At 72.1% G+C, this 21,743-nt stretch carries 17 protein-coding genes; 3 read left to right on the top strand and 14 right to left on the bottom strand.

Annotated elements, in window-relative coordinates:
* The 4 genes from V3T34_RS05085 to V3T34_RS05070 all read right to left on the bottom strand — a co-directional run.
* Positions 1-7,591, bottom strand: a 7,591-nt coding sequence (locus V3T34_RS05085; protein WP_305077838.1) for an ExeM/NucH family extracellular endonuclease, incomplete at its 3' end; no start/stop codon positions are given.
* Positions 7,592-7,876: 285 nt separating this feature from the next.
* On the bottom strand, positions 7,877-8,476 hold the full coding sequence (locus V3T34_RS05080) for a TetR/AcrR family transcriptional regulator (protein WP_060849437.1): 600 nt from the start codon (positions 8,474-8,476) through the stop codon (positions 7,877-7,879).
* The gene (locus tag V3T34_RS05075; RefSeq protein WP_305077837.1) at positions 8,473-8,961 is read right to left on the bottom strand and encodes a nuclear transport factor 2 family protein; all 489 of its coding nucleotides are present in this window, start codon (positions 8,959-8,961) and stop codon (positions 8,473-8,475) included. Before V3T34_RS05075 ends, V3T34_RS05080 begins: the two co-directional genes overlap by 4 nt.
* 65 nt (positions 8,962-9,026) lie before the next feature.
* Positions 9,027-10,013: a hypothetical protein gene (locus V3T34_RS05070; protein WP_305077836.1), complete on the bottom strand. Its 987-nt coding sequence runs from the start codon at positions 10,011-10,013 to the stop codon at positions 9,027-9,029.
* Positions 10,014-10,201: 188 nt separating this feature from the next.
* Between V3T34_RS05070 and V3T34_RS05065 the strand changes: the two genes are divergently transcribed.
* Complete coding sequence (locus tag V3T34_RS05065; protein WP_407942674.1) at positions 10,202-10,795, top strand: helix-turn-helix domain-containing protein; 594 nt, start codon at positions 10,202-10,204, stop codon at positions 10,793-10,795.
* A 22-nt stretch (positions 10,796-10,817) separates the two neighbouring features.
* Here the strand turns inward: V3T34_RS05065 and V3T34_RS05060 are convergent, their stop codons facing one another.
* On the bottom strand, positions 10,818-11,114 hold the full coding sequence (locus V3T34_RS05060; protein ID WP_305077835.1) for a hypothetical protein: 297 nt from the start codon (positions 11,112-11,114) through the stop codon (positions 10,818-10,820).
* Between the two features lie 333 nt (positions 11,115-11,447).
* Between V3T34_RS05060 and V3T34_RS05055 the strand changes: the two genes are divergently transcribed.
* A complete protein-coding gene (locus tag V3T34_RS05055) occupies positions 11,448-11,780 on the top strand; it encodes a hypothetical protein (RefSeq protein WP_060847680.1) in 333 nt (110 codons plus the stop codon).
* A gap of 275 nt (positions 11,781-12,055) precedes the next feature.
* Here V3T34_RS05055 and V3T34_RS05050 read toward each other — a convergent pair whose 3' ends face one another.
* A complete protein-coding gene (locus V3T34_RS05050) occupies positions 12,056-12,211 on the bottom strand; it encodes a hypothetical protein (protein WP_305077834.1) in 156 nt (51 codons plus the stop codon).
* Between the two features lie 358 nt (positions 12,212-12,569).
* On the opposite strand from V3T34_RS05050, the gene V3T34_RS05045 reads away from it, so the two are divergent.
* Entirely contained in the window at positions 12,570-12,761 is a 192-nt protein-coding gene (locus V3T34_RS05045) for a hypothetical protein (RefSeq protein WP_060847679.1), read from the top strand.
* On the opposite strand, the gene V3T34_RS05040 is transcribed toward V3T34_RS05045, so the two are convergent.
* The 8 genes from V3T34_RS05040 to V3T34_RS05005 form a co-directional block, all read right to left on the bottom strand.
* A complete protein-coding gene (locus tag V3T34_RS05040; protein WP_060847678.1) occupies positions 12,737-13,426 on the bottom strand; it encodes a response regulator transcription factor in 690 nt (229 codons plus the stop codon). The two genes, V3T34_RS05045 and V3T34_RS05040, sit on opposite strands and share 25 nt — an antisense overlap.
* Positions 13,423-16,191, bottom strand: coding sequence for a sensor histidine kinase (locus V3T34_RS05035; protein ID WP_305077833.1), 2,769 nt, complete (start codon positions 16,189-16,191; stop codon positions 13,423-13,425). The genes V3T34_RS05040 and V3T34_RS05035 overlap by 4 nt, the downstream gene beginning before the upstream one ends.
* On the bottom strand, positions 16,188-16,796 hold the full coding sequence (locus tag V3T34_RS05030; protein WP_060847676.1) for a K(+)-transporting ATPase subunit C: 609 nt from the start codon (positions 16,794-16,796) through the stop codon (positions 16,188-16,190). The genes V3T34_RS05035 and V3T34_RS05030 overlap by 4 nt, the downstream gene beginning before the upstream one ends.
* Before the next feature lie 30 nt (positions 16,797-16,826).
* Complete coding sequence (gene kdpB / locus V3T34_RS05025; protein ID WP_091888589.1) at positions 16,827-18,956, bottom strand: potassium-transporting ATPase subunit KdpB; 2,130 nt, start codon at positions 18,954-18,956, stop codon at positions 16,827-16,829.
* 261 nt (positions 18,957-19,217) lie between these two features.
* On the bottom strand, positions 19,218-19,403 hold the full coding sequence (locus tag V3T34_RS05020) for a hypothetical protein (protein WP_060847674.1): 186 nt from the start codon (positions 19,401-19,403) through the stop codon (positions 19,218-19,220).
* Between the two features lie 3 nt (positions 19,404-19,406).
* A complete protein-coding gene (kdpA, locus tag V3T34_RS05015; protein ID WP_305077832.1) occupies positions 19,407-21,125 on the bottom strand; it encodes a potassium-transporting ATPase subunit KdpA in 1,719 nt (572 codons plus the stop codon).
* 11 nt (positions 21,126-21,136) lie between these two features.
* On the bottom strand, positions 21,137-21,226 hold the full coding sequence (locus V3T34_RS05010) for a K(+)-transporting ATPase subunit F (protein ID WP_099905332.1): 90 nt from the start codon (positions 21,224-21,226) through the stop codon (positions 21,137-21,139).
* A 250-nt stretch (positions 21,227-21,476) separates the two neighbouring features.
* Positions 21,477-21,728: a hypothetical protein gene (locus V3T34_RS05005; RefSeq protein WP_288579995.1), complete on the bottom strand. Its 252-nt coding sequence runs from the start codon at positions 21,726-21,728 to the stop codon at positions 21,477-21,479.
* Positions 21,729-21,743 lie beyond the last annotated feature (15 nt).

Raw genomic sequence — 21,743 nt, 5'->3', positions numbered from 1 at the left:
CGTCCTTGTTGGCGGCGAGGTAGAACAGGTCGTCGACGAGGGGCGCGCCGTCGCCGGTGACCACGGTGGCGTCGGTGAACTGGTAGCGCTCGAAGCCGGCGACCCGGTCGCGGCCCTCCGGCCCGGTGATCAGCGTGTAGGCGCCGTCGCGGGTGACGGTGGCGTCGGCGAGCCGCGAGCCGAACACCAGGGTGTCGGTGCCGGCGCCGCCGCTGATGATGTCGTCGTAGGGCGTGCCGGTCAGCGTGTCGTTGCCGTCGGTGCCGGTGCGCACGACGCCGCGGGCCAGCACCGTGTCGCCCCGGGTGGCGAGGTTCTGGATCCGGGTGTCGCCGGCCGGCGTCGTGTCGGCGGTGCCGTAGGGCGTCGAGGCGTGGAAGGCGCGCAGGTACTCGGCCATCGCGTCCTGCTCGGTGCCCTGCGCGGCGAAGGTCGCGGTGTTCGGCAGCGAGCGGCCGGGCGTGGCGGAGGCGAGCGCCACCTTGTTCTCGCCGTAGGCCGGGAACGGGTAGTTGTCGCCGCCCAGTCCCGGTGCGGTCGAGGTGCCGGTCGCCAGGAAGTCGAGGGTGACGGTGCGGATGCCGCGGTTCGGGTCGCCGACGATCTGGCCGTTCTGGACCAGGGTGTCGGTGATCCGGCCGTTCTCGTCGACGATCGCCGCGTTGAGGATCCGCTGGCCCTCGCGGGTGACGGTGCCGTTGGCGTCGAGGGTCTGGGCGGTCTTGCCGGCGTCGAACGAGAAGCTCAGGCCCCCGATCTGCGGGAACTGCCCGGGCGTCGCACCCGAGGCGGTGGCCGAGACCGCGTGCTCCAGGATCCGCTTCATCTCCAGCGCCGAGACCGTGGTGACGGCGAGCGCGTTGTTGAAGCGCAGCGAGTTCGTGACGTCGAGCTGCGAGATGTCGCCCGACTGCTTGCCTGCGGAGGGGTTGGCCGCCGGGGGCAATTCGGCGGTGCCGCCGCCCGCGGTCGAGAACGAGCCGATCGAGTCGCGGATGCCGCCGCCGTTCTTGATCGAGACCGCGACCGAGGCATCGTACTGCTTGGCGTACCAGAGGTTGGCATCGGCGGAGAGGTCGCCGAGGTTGGTCTCCTCGGTGCGGACCTCGCCGCGGCGCCCTTCGAGGTAGACGCTGGTGCGGCCCAGGATGTTGCCGTCCTGCTGGCGGATGATGTCGGCGACGCCGGCGGTCTCCTGGATGCCGTCGTTGTTGACGTCGAGGCCCTCGATCATTTCCCTGACGAGGTAGCCCTTGGTGCCCGGCGCGAAGGCCGCGTCCTTCGAGCCCCAGAGCTGCGCCACGCTGGTGTCGTCGACCGCGACCGCGCCCGAGTTCTGCGGCGTGATCGAGTCGCGGATGACGTTGCCCTGGTCGTCGAAGGTGACGGTCAGGCGGCCGACATACGAGTACTCGGAGGCGGTGTTGATCAGCGCCAGGGTCTGGCCCGAGGCGTTGGTGAAGAATTGCGGGTAGGCGCCGCCCGACACGTCGCCCGGCAGCAGCCGGTCGTTGGAATCGGAGAGTAGGGTGTGCGAGCCGCCGCCGATCAGCACGTCGACGTTGCGCAGGAGCGGGGCCAGCGCCTGCTCGTTCGACAGCTGCTGCAGGTGGGTGCCGACGATGACCTTGTTGAGGCCCGGGTTGGCGGCGAGCACCCGGTCGACCTCGGCGTTGATCTGCTGGGCGAGCAGCGCGATCTCGTCGCGGCCGGTGAAGCCGTCGAGCGTGACGTTGCCGAGCGTGGTCAGCAGCGGCTCGAGCTGGGTGGTGGCGCCGATGAAGGCGATCTTCTCGCCGTTCTCGGTGATGATCGTCGACTTGGCGATCTTGTCGGCGCCGGTGCCGGTCTGGGTCGAGGCCGGGCCGGTCTCGGCGAAGCTCGCGGCGTCGCCGTCCTTATGGACGAGGCCCGACAGCGCCGATTCGCGCGAGAAGTTCAGGTTGGTCGAGAGGTAGGGGAATTGCGACCCGACCCAGGTGTCGTCGGAAGCACCCGGGGCCGAGCCGAGATTGGCCCCGATGATGTTGGCGACTTCCGTGGGGCCCGAGTCGAACTCGTGGTTGCCGAACACCGCGGCCTGCACGCCGATGATGTTCTGGATCGTGATGTCGGCCCGGCCCGGCGAGGCGGTGAGCTTGCCGTAGGCGTTGGCGCCCGACAGCCCGTAGAGCTGGTTGTAGACGCCGTTATAGGTCGCGTTCAGCTGCGGGTCGGCGCCGGCGATGAAGAACGGGCTCGGGATCCAGCCGTCGCCGGTCGAGAGCGTGATCGAGTTCGGGGTCGCGTCCTCGAGCTTGTCGACGATCGCCGCGAAGTTCGGCGCGCGCTGGGTCGCCAGGAGGCCGGCCTCCCAGTCGGAGGCGTGCAGGATCTGGAGCGTGTAGGTCATCGGGGCGGCCTGCTGGGTGGTGAAGTCGAGCTGGTCCTGGGCGAGGCCCGCGAAGGCGTTGCCGGCCGTATCGGTGAAGGCGCCCTTCGGCACGATCACGTCGTAGGCGGTGCCCGCCTTGAGGTCGGCGCTCGGATCGATCGTGACGGTGTCGCCCGCGATCGCGACCTGGGCGGCGTCGGAGACCGCGATGGTGCGGGTGTCGCCGGCCCCGTCGGTGATCGTGATCGCGCCGGTCCCGGCCTTCACCGCCTCGCTGAAGCGCAGGGTGATGGCGGCGCCGGGTGCGACCCCGGTGGCGTTGTCGGCCGGCGTGGCGGCGACGAGGGTCGGGGCGGTCTGGTCGAGCTTGAGGCCGACCAGGACCGGATCGTGGTCGGATTCGCGCGCCGCCACCTTGCCGTCGAAATACGAGGCGGGGCGGTTGAAATCGAGGTTGTAGTCGATCGCGTCCGCCTCGTCGGCATTGACGTGCCACTCGGTCACGCCGGTCACCTGGCCGTTCAGGCTCGGGGTGGCGAAGGCGTGGTCGAGGGCGCCGAAGGCCCCGTCGAAGACGTAGGAATAGGGGTCGGCGAGGCGGTCCTCGGCGAGGTTGGTGAAGCCCCCGGCCTTGATCGTGTCGAGGGCGTCCTCCTTGAGGTAGGCGTTGAAGTCGCCGAGCAGGATGATGTCGGAATCCTGCGTGCCGGTCGGCTTCGTCGCCACCCACTCGGTCAGCGCCTTGGCGGCGAGCTCGCGCTGCTGCTGCCAGTTGCCCTGGCCGTCGCCCTGGTCGGCATCCGCGCCGGTGCCGGTGCCGCTCTTCGACTTCAGGTGGTTGATGACCGCGGTGAAATCCTCGCCGCTGGCGATCTCGTGGAAGGTCACCGCGAGGGACGCGCGGCTGGTGTTCACCCCGTTGAAGAGGTGGCCGGTCGTGCTCTGCTGCAAGAGCGCCGGATCGATCCGCGCCACGTCCGCATCGTCGAGCTTCTCGATCGTGGTGTCGAGCGCGACGCCGACCTTGCCCGGCTTGTAGATGAAGCCGACCGCGATGGCGTCGCCGCCGAGGAACTGGCCCTGGTCGAGCTGGCTGCCCGGGTTCACGTAGGCGTAGGTGCCGGCCCCGGCCCGGGCGTTGAGCTGGCCGACGAGGTATTCGAGCGCGTTGCCCGGATTGCCGGGCTGGAACTGGTTCTCGAGTTCCGTGAGGCCGAGCACGTCGGCCCCGGTGCCGATCAGCGTGGTGACGAGCTTCTCGGTCTGGCGCGCCAGCTCCTCGCCGGTGTTGGCGCCGCGGGGCTGCTGGCCGATCGCCGTCGTCGCGCTCGCCGTGCCCGCGAGCGTCGTGAAGTAGTTGAGGACGTTGAGGCTGCCGACCTTGAGCGTGCCGCCGACCGCGTCCGGCGTGCTCGGGCGCGGATTGGCCTTCGTGAAGGTGTTCGAGCCGTCCTCGATCGACCGCACCCGGAAGGCGTTCGTCGGGCCGAAGCCCAGCGTGCCGGTGAGGCCGGTCACGGTGTCGCCCATGCGGGGCGCCGTGGCGGTGGAATAGGTGGGGCCGAAGCCGTCGAAAGTCTCGATCGGCAGGTTCTGGCTGTTCGACCCGTCGTCGTAGGTGATCGAGCGGGCGGCGGTCTGGGCGAGATACGCGGCGTAGCCGGCCGCATTCGGCTCGAATGCGTTGGTGAAGGTCTCGGGCCGGCCGCCCGCCGCGAGGCGGATCTCGTTGAAGCGGTCGAGGTTGAACTGCTCGGAGATCGTGAGGGTCTGGGGGAAGCGGACCAGCATCCCCTCGTAGCGCTCGAGGTCCGGCTGCGCCGTCGTGCCGGTGCCCACCACGCCCGCCGCCGGCAGGCTGACGTCGACCGCCTGCGCCTTGACCTCGGCGGCCGAGAGGGCGCCGGCCTGGACGACCTGGATGCCCGAGGCGGCGTTCACCGTGAGCTGCGTCTCGCCGTTGAACTCGGTGACCGTGCCGGTGACCCGGACCCGGTCGCCCTCGTTCACGTCGACGAGGCGGTTGCCGGTGCCCTCGTAGACGAACAGCCCCTCCGAGGTCAGCGGGTTCGAATCCTGGTCGGCCTTCTCCTCCTGCAGGTAGAAGCCGCCGAGGTTGCGCTTGGCATCCGCGTCGCCGTTCTGGAAGTCGCCGACGACGATCGCCTCGACCGTGACGGTCTGGCCGACCAGCGGGCTGGCGCTGCCGGTGCCCTGCACCGCCGAGATCAGGGTCACGTCGTCGTTGACGATGGTACCGGTGGCGGCGGCGTTGGCGGCCGCCACCGTGGCGGTGAGGCCGGCCTGGCTCGTGCTGGCGCCGGTGAGCGTGAGCGCGAAGGTCTCGCTCGGCTCCGGCGTCGCGTCGCCCTGGACGGTGACGGTGACGACCGCCGAGGCGGCGCCCGCCGGGATCGTGCCGGTGACGGTGAGCGGCAGGGTGGGGCCGCCGGCGAAATCGGCGGAATTCGCCGGGTTCGTGCCGGTACCGGCGAGCTCGGCGGTGAAGGTCACCGCGCCGAGCGTGCCGTTCGTGCGCTGCACCGTGAAGCTGAAGGTCGTGGTGCCGCCATGGCCCTCCGCCCGGCTCACGCTGAGCGAGTCGGGCGCGAAAGAGACCTCCTGCGTCGCGCCCTGGGGCAGGGCGGCGTAGAGGGTGGCGCCGCCATTCGCCACCTCGTTGGCCGAGACCACGAGGTTGGTGCCGGTCGGGTTGCGGTCGGCCGGGATGAAGGTCAGCACCTCCGGGCCGAGATCGGCGGGCGAACCGGCGAGCGGCGGCACGTAGGACACGTAGTTGGCGTTCGCCGGGTCGGTCACGTCGTAGACCAGGATGCCGCTCTGGCGCTCCAGGCCGACGAAGGCGTAGATGCGCCCGTTCACCGTGCCGACGGTGATGCCCTCGGGCTCCGGTCCCTTGTTGTCGGAGCGGTCGTCGGGGGTGGCGGCGACGGTCTGGTCGTTGTTGAACCGCTCCGGCGCGATCCGGGCGAAGATCTTTTCGAACTCGCCGCCGGTCTCGCGCACCTTGGTGATCGTGCCGTCGGCGTTCTGGCGGAAGATCGAGATGCCGCGGCCGCCGAGCGTATTGAGCTGGTCGATCACCCCGTCGCCGTCGGTGTCGCCGGTGCGCAGGAGCACGTTGAGCCGGGCATAGGCCGGGTCGGATTTCAGCGCCTGGAGCGCCGGGGTGAGGCGGGCATTCGGCACCGCGCTCAGGCGCGCGACGTCGTTGGCGTCGTCGGCGCCGCCGATGACCCGCTGGTCGCCCTCGTTGGCGGTGACGAAGTAGGTCGCCCCGCCGGTGGTGAACGACGCGACGCTGTCGGGCTGGAGCAGGCCGTAGATCGGGGTGCCGGCGGGCGTCGCGGCGATGCGGATCGAGGCGGTGCCGTTCGGCCCGTCGCGGTCGGAGGCGTCGAACTCGTTGCCGGGGAGCGCGTGGTTGACCGCGCCGAGCGGCTGGATCGCGATCGGCGCCGTGCCGGGATTGGTCAGATCGATCACCGCGACGCCGTTCACCTCCTGCAGGGTGACGTAGGCGAAGCGGTTGTCGGGCGAGATCGCGATGTATTCGGGCTCGATGTCGGCGGATGCCGCCTTGCCGGGCGTGATCGCGAGGCCGCGGGCGCGCAACGTCGCCTCGGACCCGTCGAGCCCGGAAAAGCCGACGGTCGTGGCGACGGAGGCGCCGGACGCGCCGCCCGAGACGTCGATGATCGAGACGCTGCCGACCGGGTTGCTGGCCTGGCTCGCCTGCTCGCCCTCGTTGGCGACGAGGAGGCGGCTGCCGTCGCGGGTGAAGACGATCTGGTCGGGCCCGACCCCGACGGCGAGCGAGCGCTGCAGCGTGCCGTCGGCGGTAAACAGCGCGACGCGGCCGGGAGCGTCCCCGGTCGCATTGGCATAGGCCACCGCCACGAGGCCGTTGACCACCGCGACCGAGTTCACCGCGCCGTACTGCTCGAGGCTGGAGAGCAGGATCTCGCCCGTCTTGCGCAGGGACCCGGCGGCGTCGAGGGCGACGATCTCGATCCGGTTCTCGTTGGTGTTCTGGACGTAGAGCCGGCTGGTGGTCGAATCGTAGGCCACCACCTCGGCATTCGGCGCGATCGTCGTCGCGGTGTCGTTGGTGGTGGCGTAGGCGCCGAGCCGCACGAGCTGGAGCGCGTTGGTGGCACTCGGCGGGGTCGTGGCGGTCGCGCCCGACAGGCCCTGCAGCGAGGGCGCGGCGTCGAAGATCGCCGTGCCGCCGATCCGGGTGCCGGTATCGTCGTTGAGGATCGTGCCGGTGCCCTGGCCCTTCGCCACGGTCGCGCCCGCGACGTTCGCGACGTCGACCGTGAAGGTCTCGGTCGGCTCCACCACCGTGTCGCCGGTGATGTCGACCGCGAAGGTGGCGCGGGTCTCGCCCGCCGCGATGGTCTGGCGGGTGAGGCTGCGGGCGGCGTAGTCGCTGCCGGCGGTCGCCGTGCCGTCCGCGGTGGCGATGTCGAAGGTCACGCCGCCGGCGGGCGCGGCGGCGCTCAGCGACACCGTGAAGGCGAGCTGCTTCGTGCCGGAATCGCCCTCGGCCGCCTGGACGTCGTCGATCGACAGGGTCGGCAGGGGTTGGGCGGCGGTCACCGCGAAGGGGGTGTAAGCCGCATCCCCGACCCGGGTGGTGTTGTTCTGGGTCCAGGACGAGGGCGCGCCGACCGAGGCCAGGATCTGGTCGCGGGTGCCCGCGGTCGCGCCGGCATAGCGGCCGTTGGCGGAGGGCAGGGCGACGGCGGTCTGGCCCGGCGTCAGGCCCGGCGGCAGGGCCGAGGTGCTGGCGCTGGTGGCGTTGGCGGCGAATGCCGTGCCGCCGTCGGCGAAGTTGATCGCGTACAGGAAGGTCGGGCTCGCGGCCGTGCCCTGGTAGGCCAGGATCTGGTCGCCCGAGGCGTTGAGCGCGAAGTTCTGCGCCGTGAACGCGGGAGAGTTGGTGCCGGCGGCGGCGCTGTCGGTGGTCGGGCGGATCACCGTGCCGGCGGCGAGCGCCGAGGGCGCCGTGTAGGTGTAGGTGCCCTCGCCGGTGCGGAACGCGTTGGCGCTGGAACTCCAGCCGTTGTCGGTGAAGCTGATGGCCGTGCCGGCCTCGACGTCCCGCAGCACCACGAAGGCGAAGTCGTCCGGGTTGGTGGCGTCGTAGCCGACGATGGCGATGTCGCCGGCGGCAAGCGTGGTGGCCATGGGTTCCAGTGTCTCCGGGCGCGCGGGAGCGGCGGCGGGCCCGGACCGGGCGCCACCGTTCGGCGCGAAGCTGTTAGGGCTTGAAGAGTCAGGGACGCGCAGGAGGCACCGGGCTCACCCGCGATCGTTCGACGTGTCGGACCGGATGGGGCGAGGCGGCCTTGTTGCAGCTTGTTTCAGGCTGGTTTCGGTCTGTAAGGGGGTTTTGCGACAGCGCTGTGAAGGTTGGCGGCCGCCCCGGTACCGCGGACGGGGCGCGCGGCGTCCGTCCGGTCGGCCGGTCCCTCAGGAGAGCGGGGCCGCCCCGTGCCCGCGGCACTCCGCGGCGGTCGCCGCCTCCAGCCGCGCCGCGAGCCGGGCGAGGGTGCGCCCGAACAGGCCCGGATCCTGCAGCGCGCTCGCCGTCACCAGCGCGCCCTGGATCGCCGTGACGGTCTCCTCGGCGAGATCGCGGGCGGGGGCCTCGGCCACCCCGGCCCGGGTCAGCGCGGCGGCGACCGCGTCGCGCCAGGCGGCGAAATAGGCGTCGATGCGCCGGGCGAAGGCATCGCGGGTGGCCGAGAGCGCGAAGGCGCCGACGAGGCAGATCCGCCGCCCCGAGCGGAAATAGGCCTCCGTCTCCGCCAGCATGGCGCGCAACGCCGCCGCCGGGTCCGGGTCCTCGCGCAGGGGGCGGAACATCCGCGCCTCGAACCACGCCTCGATCTCGGCGAGCACGGCGGCGGCCATCTCCTCCTTTCCGCCGGGAAAGAAGTGGTAGAGGCTGCCCTTGCCGAGCCCGGTGCGGCGGGCGATCACCGACAGGCTCGCCCCCTCGTAGCCGTGCTCGCGAAACGCCTCCGCCAGGAGCGGCAGGACCGCCGCGCGGGTCTGCGGGCGCGTCAGAGCCCCAGCTCCGTCAGGCCGGGATGGTCGGCCGGGCGCGGGCCCGAGCGGTCCCAGCGGAAGAGGCGTTCGCCCTCGGTGATCGCCAGGTCGTTGATGCTGGCGTGGCGCACCGCCATCAGGCCGTTCTCTGCGAACTCCCAGTTCTCGTTGCCGTAGGCGCGAAACCACGCCCCGGATTCGTCGTGGAACTCGTAGGCGAAGCGGACCGCGATGCGGGCGTCCGACCAGGCCCAGATCTCCTTGATCAGGCGGTACTCGTGCTCGCGCGCCCATTTGCGGGTCAGGAACGCCACGATGGCCGGGCGGCCCCGGAAGATCTCGGCCCGGTTCCGCCAGCGGCTGTCCGGCGTGTAGGCCAGCGCGACCTTGCCGGGGTTGCGGCCGTTCCAGCCGTCCTCGGCGGCCCGGACCTTCAGGAGGGCGGTCTCCCGGGTGAAGGGCGGCAGCGGCGGGCGGTTCTCGGGGACGGTAGGATCGGACATGACGGGCTCCCTCTCTGTACCGATCGGTAAAGAGCCGGCGGGCCGGGGTCAAGCGTGCGGCGCGGTCAGGCCCGGCACAGGCGGGCGAGGCGCGGGCCGGAGACCCGTCCGCGGGTGGTGCCGTCGGTGCGCAGGGCCTCGCCGGCGAGCGCGATCCGGGTCGGGTTCTCGATCAGGGTGTAGCGGGTGCGCCAGGCCGGCAGGCCGAACTGCACCGCCCACAGCCGCAAGGCCTCGCAGAAGCCGCGCCGCGTCCCGGGTCCGAACCGCAGGGGATCGAGCACCGGCGCGACCTCGGCGGCGCCGTAGGGCAGGGCGCGGAACCCCGCCAGCAGGCCGGGGCGGCCCTCCGCCAGGGCGAAGGCGGCGCTCGATTCGACGCCGAGCGCGCCGGCCCGGTCGGCCGGGACGGTCGCGAGGCCGAGGCTGACGGGCTGCTCGGTCAGCACCACCACGGCCCGGCCGGGCGCCCCGGACAGGTCGATCGCCAGCGGCCGGTAGCCGGCACCGGCCTCCCGCGGCGCGGTGTAGACGAGGCCGATCAGGTCGAGAGTGGCGGCCGAGCCCGGGACCCGGTCGGGATGGGCGGTCCAGCCGATGAGCCGCTCGCGCTGGGCGGTCCGCTCGGCCGTCACGTCGGGGACCTGGATCTCCTGGTCGGCGAGGGTGCCGCGGATCGCGACCGGCCCGGCCTCGGCGGCGCAGACGGGGCAGGGGCGCTCGGCGGCTTGCGGCCGGGCCTCGTCGATCCAGGGCTGCCGGGACGGCGAGGCGGGCGGGCCCGGCATCGGGCCCTGCGACAGGGGCGGGGCCGGCGCCTGGGCCGAGGACGTCTGGGCCGGGGAGGCTTGGGTCGAGGGTGCTTGGGCCGGGGACGCCTGGCCGGGGGAGCTGTTGCCCGCCTCGCTCGCCGGGCGCGCGCGCAGGAGCCCGATGCGCGGGTCGAGGACCGCGATCACCGCGAACGGAATGGCGACCGCCGCGAGCGCCGCCAGGCCGAGCCCCCATCGCCCGCTTCCGTCCCGCACGCTCACCCGCCCCGCTGCGCGCACCCACGGCGCGATCCGGTCATTATGCACCCGATCGTAAGGAAAGTGCATCCGCGGCAAAGACTTAGACGAAAAACCTGGGGATGGCGCCCGGGAGGGCTTGCCGAGCGGCCCCGCCCCCTGTCCCTGCGGCACCCGTCCGGCCCGGCAGGACGGGTGCCGGCCCGCCCGAAAGCCCCTATGGTGGCACCATGACGATGCCCGACCCGACGCCGCCGGTGCCCGCGCCCGACCCGACCGACGGGCTCGCGCGCCGGCTGCGGCTGGAGCGGGAGGCGCGGGGCTGGTCGCTCGGCGACCTGGCGGCGCGCTCCGGCGTCTCGAAGGCGATGATCAGCAAGGTCGAGCGGGCCGAGGCGAGCCCGACCGCCGTGCTGCTCGGCCGGCTCTCGGGCGCCTTCGGGCTCACCCTCTCGACCCTGCTCGCCCGGGCCGAGGGGGAGACGGGCCAGCTGCGGCGCGCCGCGTCCCAGCCGGTCTGGGTCGACCCGGCGACCGGCTACCGCCGCCGCCAGCTCTCGCCGCTGATGGGGGAGCATCCCCTCGACCTGACCGAGGTCGAGCTGCCGGCCGGGGCCGAGATCGCCTATCCGGGGGCCTCCTACGCCTTCCTGCGCCAGATGATCTGGATGCTCGACGGCACCCTGACCTTCCGGGAGGGCGAGGCCGTCCACGTTCTCGCGGCCGGCGACTGCCTGGCGCTGGGCGCGCCCGCCGAGTGCGTCTTCGCCAACCGGAGCGACCGGCCCTGCCGCTACCTCGTCGCCGTCGCGCGGCAGCGCTGAGGGAGCCGCCGGCGCCGGAGGCTCACGCCGCGCGACGGGTGAGGAAGGTCCGGGCCTCGGCCCCGCCGCGCAGGAAGCCGTAGACCAGCACCGGCCAGCAGAAGAGCAGCACCGCCATCGGCGCCGACATCTGCCAGCCGACGATCGCCCCGACGATGCCGGCCGCCGAGCCGACGAAGCGGAAGTAGAACACCGGCACCGCGACCACGAGGCCGAGCAGCACCGGCACCCCGAGTGCCGCGGTCAAGCCCGCCTGCACCGCCAGGAGGTTGGTCACGCCCATGGCCAGGAACACCAGGAAGGCGGCTATCTGCATCATCGGTCTCGCGCTCCGGTCCCTTGCGATTCGTGCAGGCCACGAAAGACAGGCGAGCATGGCTTTTTGTGGGGCGCCGGCGCGGCGACGGCCGGGTCGCCCACCGAAACCGGCGAGAACGGAAGAATTTCATCCATTCTGGCTCTTGCAGAGAAGAGAATTTTCGAAACGCCAATCAAGCCTAAGTCGGCAAAGCGCATTTAATCCCGAGATTCGCCCATCGACCGTCGTACATGTGCGCGAGCGCACAGGGATCGTCGAGGGCACAACCTAGATCCGGCGTCGAGCGGCGGCGCAATCCCGGCGACCGGCCGCGCATGACCGACGAGATCGACGATGACGAAGACCACCCTGCTCCTCGCCGGGGCGACCCTGCTCGCCGCGACCGCGGCCTCGGCCCAGTCGGCGAAGGAGATCTACAGCTACAAAGCCCCCTCCGGCATGTTCAGCGAGGGCACCACGAAGTGGGACATGTACCGCTTCATGGCGGTCGACCACGAGCAGCAGGAGCAGCGCGAGGCGGCCGCGGCCCGGGCGGAGGCCGACCGCACCGCCTCGGTGCCGTCCCCCGCGGTGGCGGGCCGGCCGGTCGCGCATTCCCGCCTTGCGCATTCCCGTTTCGCCCATTCCCGCCTTGCTCACGCCCGCGCGCAGTCCGTCCGGCCTTGAGGGCCCGAGCCGGGCGGGACGGCCCTTCTGCCACACCCGGACGCGTCCCACTTTTGCCTAACCGTGATGTACCTCGCCAACCGGATCGGCTCGGATAAGATTTCCCCCAGTGCGGATACGAGAAGATCCGCCGATGCTGCAATGCAAAAAAGGCAGCGGGGGACGCGATGGATGCGAGATCACTGCTCGTCCAAGTTCAGTCCGACATCGGTGCGACGTGCGACAGGGCGGTCCGGCAGGCTTCATTGATCGCGGCGCGCGAGCGACAGGGATTGTCAACCGACCGCGAGCGGAATGTCCTGCGCGGCATCCGGGTATCCCTGGGTCTCGAATACCACCACGAGGCGGTGCTGCTGGGGCGGCTGGCCGGCGGCGAGGCGGGAGGCGATCGCGTCGACCGCCGTGCCGCGCCGGCCCGCCGCCGGTGCCATCGCGGGGTCGGGGGGGATTGCCCGCTGCCGATCCCCTGCTGCGCGACGCTGGCGGCGACCCTGACGTCCCGGTCGCCGGCGGGCGCCGCCCGGCGCTGACCGGCCTTCCGGCGGACGGCGCGATTCGGACGAGAGTGCTTCGGGCACAGGGGTAGTTCGGGGTGAGGGCGATTCGGGCCGGGGTGACCCGGACGGGTACCGGACCGCGCCGGCCACCCGTGCTCCGGTGCCACACCCGCGAACCGGATCGCCGCCGGCGCCCTCCGGCGGGCGCCACCGCCCGGGGCGGTGTGGCGCCGGAGCACTGGCGTTCGCCGCGGCCCCGGCGGTCTTCTCCCACGGCAAGATCGGAGAGCTCATGCCCGTACCTGCCCTGCTGCCCGCCGCGTCGGACGCGCCGCTCCTCCTCCACCTCGCCGGGTCCCTGGCCTTCGTGGCCGCCGCGGGACGGGGCATCGGCTGGGCCCTCGACGCCTGGGTGCGCCGCGCGCCCTCAGCGCCCGCCGTCCCGGCCGAGCGTCCGCCTCAGTCCGGCGCCCGCATCCGGTAGCCGACCCCGGTCTCGGTCAGGATGTAGCGCGGGCGCTCGGGCTCCGGCTCGAGCTTCTGGCGCAGCTGGCGCACGTAGACCCGGAGGTATTGCGGGTCGGCGGCGTTGCCCCACACCTCGCGCAGCAGGTGGGCGTGGGTGAGCACCTTGCCGGCATGGTGCACGAGCAGACGCAGCACGTCGTATTCCTTGGGCGAGAGCTTCACCTCGCGCTCGCCCACCCGGACGATGCGGCGCACGAGGTCGACCGAGAGCTCGCCGGCCCGGAAGACCGGGCGCTCGCCGCCGACCGCGAGCTGGTGGCGGAGCGCCGTGCGCATCCGGGCGAGCAGTTCGTTCATGCCGAAGGGCTTGGTGACGTAGTCGTCCGCCCCGAGATCGAGCGCCTCGACCTTGCCGGCCTCGTCGTCGCGGCTCGACAGCACGATCACCGGCAGGTCGGGCTTCAGGCCCCGGATCTGCGCCAGGAGGTCGTGCCCCTTGATGTCCGGCAGGCCGAGATCGAGGATCGCCAGCGCGATGTCCTCCCGGCTGAGGAGGTCGAGGGCGGTGCGGCCGTTCTGCGCCTCCACGACCTGGTAGCCCTGGCTGCCGAGGCCCACGCGCAGGAGCTTGCGGATCGGCGGCTCGTCGTCGATCACCAGGATGCGGGGGTCGTTGGTCACGCGGCGGCGTCCTCCTGAGCGGCGCGGGGCACCGGGAAGGTCAGGGTGAAGGCGGCGCCCGGGCAGGGGGACCCGTGCCGGTCGCCCCGGGTGCGGGCGGTGATCCGCCCGCCCATCGCCTCGACGAAGCCGCGCGAGATGGCAAGGCCCAGGCCCGTCCCGGCCCGCACCCGGTCGCGCTTCCTCACCCGGTAGAAGGTGTCGAAGATCCGCTCCTCGTCGCCCTCCGGGATGCCCTCGCCCTCGTCGAGGATCCGCACCCGCACGACGTCGTCCCCATCCTGGGTTTCCTGCCAGGCCTCGATCCGCACCAGGCTGCCCTCGGGGGCGTACTTGGCGGCGTTGTCGAGGAGGTTGAACAGCACCTGCTCGGTCAGCACCGCGTCGAGGCGCAAGGGCGGCAGGCCGGCGCCGAGAGCCAGGGCGACCCGGTGATGCGCCAGGATCTTGTCCGCCCGCTGGAGCGCCGTCGCGACGATCTCGGCGAGGTCGTGGGGTGCGAGGTTCGGGGCGAGCGCCCCGGATTCGAGCTTCGTCATGTCGAGGAGGTTGGCGATGAAGCGGTTCAGCCGCTCGGCCTCGTCGATGATGGTCGCGAGCAGTTCGCCCTGCCCGTCGCGGTCGAGGGCGTCCCCGAGGTCGCGCAGGGTCGTGGCCGAGCCGAGCACCGCGGCGAGCGGCGTCTTGAGGTCGTGCGAGAGCGAAGACAGCAGGGCCTGGCGCAGGCGGTCGGTCTCGGCCGAGCGGCGGGCGCGATCGAGGTCCTCGACGAGGTGGACCCGCTCGATGGCGAGCGCCCCCTGGTCGGCGAGCGCGTCGAGGAGCCGGCGCTGGTCGGGGGTGAGGAGCGGCCCCGGCTTGTCGCCGTCGAGCCCGACCACCCCGACCATGCCGCGGCCGGTGCGCAGGGGCAGGAAGAGGCGTTTCGCTCCCGGCAGGGTGTCGGCGCCCCGCCCCGCCGGGCGGCCGTGGTCGAAGGTCCATTTCGCCGCCGCGAGGTCGGCCTCGTCGAGCTCGTCCTCCGGGGGATAGCCGGCCATCACCGTGACGGTGCCGCCCTGCGGCAGGAGCAGCACCACCCGCAGGCGCAGCATCAGGGCGATCTGGTAGGCGGTGGCCCAGAGCACGTCGTCGAGGGTGCCGCAGCCGGCGAGCTTGCGCGAGAAGCCGTAGAGCGCCTCGGTGGCCTTGCTGCGGGTGCGCGAGATCGTCGCCTCGGCCCGCGCCCGCGCGGCGAGGTTCGAGACCACCACCGCCACCAGGGTGAAGAAGAACAGGGCGACGACGTTGGTGGGGTCGGCGATGGTGAAGGTGTAGAGCGGCGGCAGGAAGAAGAAGTTGTAGGCCAGCGACGCCGCCACCACGGTGACGAGCGACGGGGCGAGCCCGAAGCGCACCGCCACCGCCACCACGGCGGTGAGGAAGACGAGGTCGGTGCTCTCGTGGCCGAGGGAGGGCTGGAGCGCGAGGCCGAGGCCGAGCGCGCCCGCGACCGCGGCGAGCGCCGCCGCGTAGGGCAGGAGGCCGGGCCGGGGCGGGGCGGCGGTGCGCACGCCCTTGTGGGGGGCCGGCGCCCCTGCCGCCTCCTCGCCCGCCACGACGTGGACGCTGATCGAGCCCGAGCGGCGCAGGAGGTCGTGCACCACCGAGCCGTTCAGGAGCTCGAACCAGCGCGAGCGGGTCGACTTGCCGATCACCACGTGGGTGACGTTGTGCTCGCGGGCGAAGGCGACCACGTCGTCGGCGATGCGGCCCTGGCTCGGCAGGGTCGCGGTCTCTCCGCCCAAGCGCTCGGCGAGCCGGAGCGTATCGGCGATGCGGTCGCGCTCGGCCTCGCCGAGCTGAGCGCTGCGCCGGCTCTCGATGGTGAGCGCGGTGAACGGCGCCCGCAGCCGGTCGGCGAGGCGCTTGGCGGTGCGCACCAGCCCGGCCGAGCGCGGATCCTCGCTGACGCAGACCAGCACCCGCTCGCCCGCCGCCCAGGGGCCGGGAATCGCGTGGGCCCGCATGTGGGTGACGAGCTGGTCGTCGACCTGCTGGGCGGTGCGGCGCAGCGCCAGCTCGCGGAGCGCCGTCAGGTTGCCGGGAGAGAAGTAGTGCTTGAGCGCCCGCTCGGCCTGGCGCGGCAGGTAGACCTTGCCCTCCTGCAGGCGCCGGATCAGGTCGTCGGGGGAGAGGTCGATGACCTCGATGTCGTCGGCCCGGTCGAGGATCGAATCCGGCACCGTCTCGCGCACCCGGATCCGGGTGATCTGCGCCACCACGTCGTTCAGGCTCTCGACGTGCTGGATGTTGAGGGTGGTGTGGACGTCGATGCCGGCCTGGAGCAGCTCCTCGACGTCGAGGTAGCGCTTGGGGTGGCGCGAGCCCGGGGCGTTGGTGTGGGCGAGCTCGTCGACCAGCGCCAGCTGCGGCTTGCGGGCCAAGAGCCCGTCGAGGTCCATCTCGTCGAACGTGCCGCCGCCATACGCGACCGTGCGGCGGGGCAGCACCGCGAGCCCGGCGACCAGGGCCTCGGTCTCGGGCCGGCCGTGGGTCTCGACCACGCCCACCGCCACGTCGACGCCCTCGCGCACGCGCGCATGGGCCGTCGTCAGCATCTCGTAGGTCTTGCCGACCCCCGGCGCGGCGCCGAGGAAGATCTTCAGGCGCCCGCGCCCGGGCGCCTCCCGGCGCGCCTGCGCCAGGAGGGCGTCGGGCGAGGGCCGCAGGCCCTCGCGCAAGGGCCGCAAGCCCTCGCCCGAGGGACGGGACGTGTCCCTCATCGGGCCTGCTGGACGTCGAGGGCGCGGTTGAGGGCGAGCACGTTGACCCGGCGCTCGCCGAGGACACCGAGGCTCGGCTCCTGCACCTGCCCGGCGACGAGGGCGCGCAAGCCATCCTCTGAGATGCCGCGGGCCTTCGCCACCCGGGGCACCTGGAACAGGGCGGCCTCGGGCGAGACGTCGGGATCGAGCCCCGAGCCCGAGGTGGTGACGAGGTCCTGCGGCACCGGGTCGGTCGGGTTCTCGGCCTTGAGAGCGGCGAGGTCGGTCTTCACCCGGTCGATCAGCGCCGGGTTGGTCGGCCCGAGATTGGCGCCGCCGGAATTGGCGGCGTTGTAGGGCGCCGCCACGGTCTTCGTGGAATCGGCCGGATCGGGCGCCACGGTCGCCGAGGGGCGGCCGTGGAAGTAGCGCTCGCTCGTGAAGCTCTGGCCGACGAGCGCGGAGCCGACGAGCGTGCCGTCCGCATTGCGGATCAGGCTGCCCTCGGCTTGCGCCGGGAAGAGCCGCCCGGCGATGCCCGTCATGGCGAGCGGATAGGCGAGGCCGGTGACGAGGGTCAGGCCGGTGAGGAGCACGAGGGCGGGGCGGAGGTGCCGGAGCATGGCGTTCTTGTCCGTTCGAGCCGAGTTCGATCAGGCGAGGTGGAGGGCGCTCACGGCGAGATCGATCACCTTGATGCCGACGAACGGCACCAGGATCCCGCCGAGACCATAGATCAGGAGATTGCGCCGCAGCAACGCGGCGGCGCCGACGGCGCGGTAGCTCACCCCGCGCAAGGCGAGCGGGATCAGCGCCACGATGATCAGCGCGTTGAAGATGATCGCCGACAGGATCGCGCTCTGGGGCGAAGCGAGCCCCATCACGTTGAGGGCCTGGAGCTGCGGGTAGAGCCCGACGAACATCGCCGGGATGATGGCGAAGTACTTCGCCACGTCGTTGGCGATCGAGAAGGTGGTCAGCGCACCCCGCGTCATCAGCAGCTGCTTGCCGATCTCGACGATCTCGATGAGCTTGGTCGGGTCGGAATCGAGGTCGACCATGTTGCCGGCCTCGCGGGCCGCCACCGTGCCGGTGTTCATCGCCACGCCGACATCGGCCTGGGCGAGCGCGGGCGCGTCGTTGGTGCCGTCGCCGCACATCGCCACGAGCTTGCCCTGCGCCTGCTCGCGCCGGATCAGCGCCAGCTTGTCCTCCGGGGTGGCCTGGGCGAGGAAGTCGTCGACGCCGGCCTCCGCGGCGATGGCGGCCGCGGTCATCGGGTTGTCGCCGGTGATCATCACCGTGCGGATGCCCATCCGGCGCAGCTCCGCGAAGCGCTCCCGGATGCCGCCCTTGACGATGTCCTTGAGGTGGACGACGCCGAGCAGCTTGCCGTCGCGGGCGACCGCCAGCGGCGTGCCGCCGGCCTTGGCGATCTCCTCGGCGATGGCCCGGATCTCCTGGGCGGCCATCGCGTCGAGGCGGGGCTGGATCACCCGGGCGGTGGCCTCGCGCCCGACCGGCGCGGGGGCCGCCTCCAGGCTGGCGATCACCGCCTCGACCGCGCCCTTGCGGATCGAGGAGCCGTCGAGGTCGATGCCCGACATCCGCGACTGCGCGGTGAACGGCACGAAGGTGGCGGCGAGGCTTCCCATGTCGCGGGCCCGGATGCCGTGCGCCTCCTTGGCGAGCACCACGATCGAGCGGCCCTCCGGCGTCTCGTCGGCGAGCGAGGCGAGCTGGGCGGCGTCCGCCAGCGTGCCCGGGGTGACGCCGCGGACGGGTCGGAACTCGGTCGCCTGGCGGTTGCCGAGCGTGATCGTGCCGGTCTTGTCGAGGAGCAGCGTATCGACGTCGCCCGCCGCCTCGACGGCGCGGCCCGACATGGCGAGTACGTTGAACCGCACCAGCCGGTCCATGCCGGCGATGCCGATCGCCGAGAGCAGCGCGCCGATCGTGGTCGGGATCAGGGTGACGAAGAGCGCCACCAGGACGGCGAGCGGGATCGCGCCGCCGGCGTAGGACGCAAAGCTCGGGATCGAGCCGACCGCGAACACGAACACGATGGTGAGGCCGGAAAGCAGGATGTTGAGCGCGATCTCGTTGGGGGTCTTCTGGCGCGAGGCGCCCTCGACGAGTGCGATCATCCGGTCGATGAAGGTCGAGCCGGCGGCGGCCGTGATCCGCACCCGGATCCAGTCGGAGAGCACTTGCGTGCCGCCGGTCACCGCCGAGCGGTCGCCGCCGGATTCGCGGATCACCGGCGCGGATTCGCCGGTGATCGCCGCCTCGTTGACAGAGGCGATGCCCTCGATCACCTCGCCGTCCGACGGGATCACGTCGCCGGCTTCCACCAGCACCACGTCGCCGACCTTGAGGCCGGCGCCCGGCACGGTCTCGTAACCGCTGCGTGGGCCGCCGGGAGCGGCCGCGGGGCCGGAGAGCAGCTTCGCGGTCGTCTCGGTGCGGGTGCGGCGCAGCGAATCGGCCTGCGCCTTGCCGCGGCCTTCCGCCACCGCCTCGGCGAAGTTGGCGAACAGCACGGTGAACCAGAGCCAGAGGATGATCTGGCCGGTGAACATCAGGTCCTGCCCGCCCGAGATCAGGTCGCGGACGAACAGCAGGGTGGTGAAGGCCGCCACGACCTCGACCACGAACATCACGGGGTTCTTCACCATCTGGCGCGGGTCGAGCTTGGTGACCGCGCCGAGGAGCGCGGGCCCGATCAGGCCGGCGCTCAGCAGGGAGGATTTCGGGAGGGAGGATTTTTGGGACTGGGCCATGATCCTGGGATCCGGATGAGGCGAGGAGGTTGGGGCAGGCGGCCGTGGCCGCAGCACCCAGGAGGTGACGTGTCGAGCGGAGAGGATCGTTCTTCCGAGATCGGACGGCTCGGCAGTGGGTCCATCGTCTCCCACCCGCGACCTCGAAGGAGGGCTCCAGACATCGCTGTGGTCTCTGGAGCCCTCCTTCGAGGCCCACTTCGTGGGCACCTCAGGATGAGGTTGCGAAGGGGATGAGTTCTCGTCGCTCGAAGCGGTCGGTCACGGCGCGAGCGCCGCGGCCCCGAGCATGACCGCCGCCCAGATCGCGCCGGAACCGAGCAGGGCGAGGCCGGTGAGCGCCAGGACGATGTCGCAGGGCCGCAAGGTGGAGCGGTCGTGGCGCGGGCCCGAGCGCGGCCGGTGCCGGGACAGGCCCCGGCGGATGCGGTCGGCGTGGGTGGTCATGGCTCAGCCCCCCGCCGCCGCGAAGGTCTGGCCCGCCGCCCCGGCCAGGTGCTCGACGATCGGTCCCAGCGCCAGCGACGGGAAGAAGGTCAGGCCGCCGACGATCAGGATCACCCCGACGAGGAGGCCGACGAACAGGCCGCCATGGGTCGGGAAGGTCCCGGCGGAGGCCGGCAGGGTCTTCTTCGCCGCGAGCGAGCCCGCGATGGCGAGCGCCGGGATGATGACGAAGAACCGGCCGACCAGCATCCCGAAGCCGAGCGTCAGGTTGTAGAACGGCGTGTTGCCCGAAAGCCCGCCGAAGGCCGAGCCGTTGTTGGCCGCCGCCGAGGTGAAGGCGTAGAGGATCTCGGTGAAGCCGTGCGGACCCGCATTGGCGGGACCCGCCAGGCCCGCCGGCAGCACCGTGGCGAGCGCGGTGAAGCCGAGCATCATCAGGGGCAGGCAGAGGATGGCGAGCATCGCCATCTTGACCTCCCGGGCCTCGATCTTCTTGCCGAGATATTCGGGCGTGCGCCCGACCATCAGGCCGGCGACGAAGATCGCCACCACCACGAAGACCAGCATGCCGTAGAGGCCCGCGCCGACGCCGCCGACGATGATCTCGCCGAGCTGCATGTTGACGAGCGGGATCAGGCCGCCGAGCGCCGTGAAGGCGTCGTGCATGGCGTTGACCGCGCCGCAGGAGGCGGCGGTGGTCACGACCGCGAACAGGGCCGAGCCGGGGATGCCGAAGCGCAGCTCCTTGCCCTCGAGGTTGCCGCCCTGGAGCCCGAGGGCGTTGAGGAGCGGGTTGCCGGCGCCCTCCGCCGCGTAGGTGATCGCGACGCCGGCGAGGAACAGCACGCCCATCGCGGCGAGGATCGCCCAGCCCTGGCGCTCGTCCCCGACCATGCGGCCGAACACGTTGGTGAGCGCGGCACCTAAACCGAAGATCGACACCATCTGGATCAGGTTCGACCAGGCGGTGGGGTTCTCGAACGGGTGGGCGGCGTTGGCGTTGAAGAAGCCGCCGCCGTTGGTGCCGAGCATCTTGATCGCCACCTGGCTCGCCACGGGCCCGAGCGCGATGGTCTGCTTGGCCCCCTCGAGCGTCGTGGCCTCGGCGTAGGGCGCGAGCGTCTGCGGCACGCCCTGCCAGACCAGGAACAGCGTGTAGACGATGCAGAGCGGCAGCAGCACGTAGAGGGTGCAGCGGGTCAGGTCGACCCAGAACGAGCCGACCGTGCGGGCCGAGGCCCGGGCAAAGCCCCGGATCAGCGCCACGGCGAGCGCGATGCCGGTCGCCGCCGAGAGGAAGTTCTGGTGCGTCAGCCCCAGCATCTGCGACAGGTAGGAGAGGGTGCTCTCGCCGCCGTAGTTCTGCCAGTTGGTGTTGGTGACGAAGCTCGCGGCGGTGTTGAAGGCGAGGTCCGGCGCCACCGCGCCCTGGTCGGCGGGGTTGAACGGCAGGAGGTTCTGCAGCCGCAGGATGCCGTAGAGCAGGGCGAAGCCGGCGGCGTGGAAGACCAGCATGGCGCCCGCGTAAGCGAGCCAGTGCTGCTCGTGGGTCTCGTCGATGCCGGCCAGCCGGTAGAGGCCGCGCTCGATCGGGCGCAGCACGGGCGAGAGGGGGGTGGAGGCGCCGGTGAAGACCCGGGTCATGTAGAGACCGAGCGGCTTCACCAGGGCGAGGACGATCGCGCAGAACAGCGCGACCTGGAGCCAGCCTGAGAGCGTCATGGGGGGGCTCCTCAGAACCGCTCAGGCCGCACGAGGGCGTAGGCGAGGTAGGCGAGCAGCCCGAGGGTCATCAGGCCGCCGAGCCCGTAATCGAGGGTCATCGCGGGCCTCCTCACAGGCGTTCGCACAAGGAGACGTAGCCGAGCGACAGGGCGAAGAAGCCCAGGCCGGCCGCCAGCATCAAAAGATCGAACATGGGGTATCCCCGTCGGGCGGCGCGGGGACGACGGGCGCCGCCGCATCGAACCGGGCCGCGCGCTGCGGCCCCGACACCGGAGATCCTCCTGATCGCGTAGGGATTCGAGAGGGGACGGGGCGCCCCGCCATAAAGGCGGCATAAAGATCGCGGGGTCAGGCCCGGTCGGCGGGGCACCTGGCGGCGCGGACCGCCTCCTGCAGGCCGGGGCAGGCGTGCTCGGCGCCGCGGCAGGCGGAATGCAGGGCGAGGCGGTCGATCCGGAGCACGCAGGTGGTGCCGTGGCGAAAGCCCCGGACGGGAAAGCCGCAGAGCCGGCAGGCGGCCTGCACCCGGCACAGCGCCGGATCGGACGGCGCGACGCCCCGCGGAAGGCGGCGGGCTCGCCGGCCCTGACTCGATACCATCACGACCACCCCGGG

Source organism: Methylobacterium ajmalii (assembly GCF_036448855.1).
In the GTDB taxonomy this organism is placed as follows: Bacteria; Pseudomonadota; Alphaproteobacteria; order Rhizobiales; family Beijerinckiaceae; genus Methylobacterium; species Methylobacterium ajmalii.
Note: the sequence above shows the minus strand (reverse complement) of the source record. Positions and strands in the feature narration are given on the sequence as shown.

Coding starts and splice junctions, on each gene's coding strand:
- kdpB (WP_091888589.1), bottom strand. CDS start 18,956: ATGGCCCAGTCCCAAAAATCCTCCCTCCCGAAATCCTCCCTGCTGAGC.
- V3T34_RS05010 (WP_099905332.1), bottom strand. CDS start 21,226: ATGACCCTCGATTACGGGCTCGGCGGCCTGATGACCCTCGGGCTGCTC.
- kdpA (WP_305077832.1), bottom strand. CDS start 21,125: ATGACGCTCTCAGGCTGGCTCCAGGTCGCGCTGTTCTGCGCGATCGTC.
- V3T34_RS05060 (WP_305077835.1), bottom strand. CDS start 11,114: ATGATGCAGATAGCCGCCTTCCTGGTGTTCCTGGCCATGGGCGTGACC.
- V3T34_RS05030 (WP_060847676.1), bottom strand. CDS start 16,796: ATGCTCCGGCACCTCCGCCCCGCCCTCGTGCTCCTCACCGGCCTGACC.
- V3T34_RS05035 (WP_305077833.1), bottom strand. CDS start 16,191: ATGAGGGACACGTCCCGTCCCTCGGGCGAGGGCTTGCGGCCCTTGCGC.
- V3T34_RS05005 (WP_288579995.1), bottom strand. CDS start 21,728: ATGGTATCGAGTCAGGGCCGGCGAGCCCGCCGCCTTCCGCGGGGCGTC.
- V3T34_RS05045 (WP_060847679.1), top strand. CDS start 12,570: ATGCCCGTACCTGCCCTGCTGCCCGCCGCGTCGGACGCGCCGCTCCTC.
- V3T34_RS05020 (WP_060847674.1), bottom strand. CDS start 19,403: ATGACCACCCACGCCGACCGCATCCGCCGGGGCCTGTCCCGGCACCGG.
- V3T34_RS05065 (WP_407942674.1), top strand. CDS start 10,202: ATGACGATGCCCGACCCGACGCCGCCGGTGCCCGCGCCCGACCCGACC.
- V3T34_RS05075 (WP_305077837.1), bottom strand. CDS start 8,961: ATGTCCGATCCTACCGTCCCCGAGAACCGCCCGCCGCTGCCGCCCTTC.
- V3T34_RS05050 (WP_305077834.1), bottom strand. CDS start 12,211: ATGGCACCGGCGGCGGGCCGGCGCGGCACGGCGGTCGACGCGATCGCC.
- V3T34_RS05055 (WP_060847680.1), top strand. CDS start 11,448: ATGACGAAGACCACCCTGCTCCTCGCCGGGGCGACCCTGCTCGCCGCG.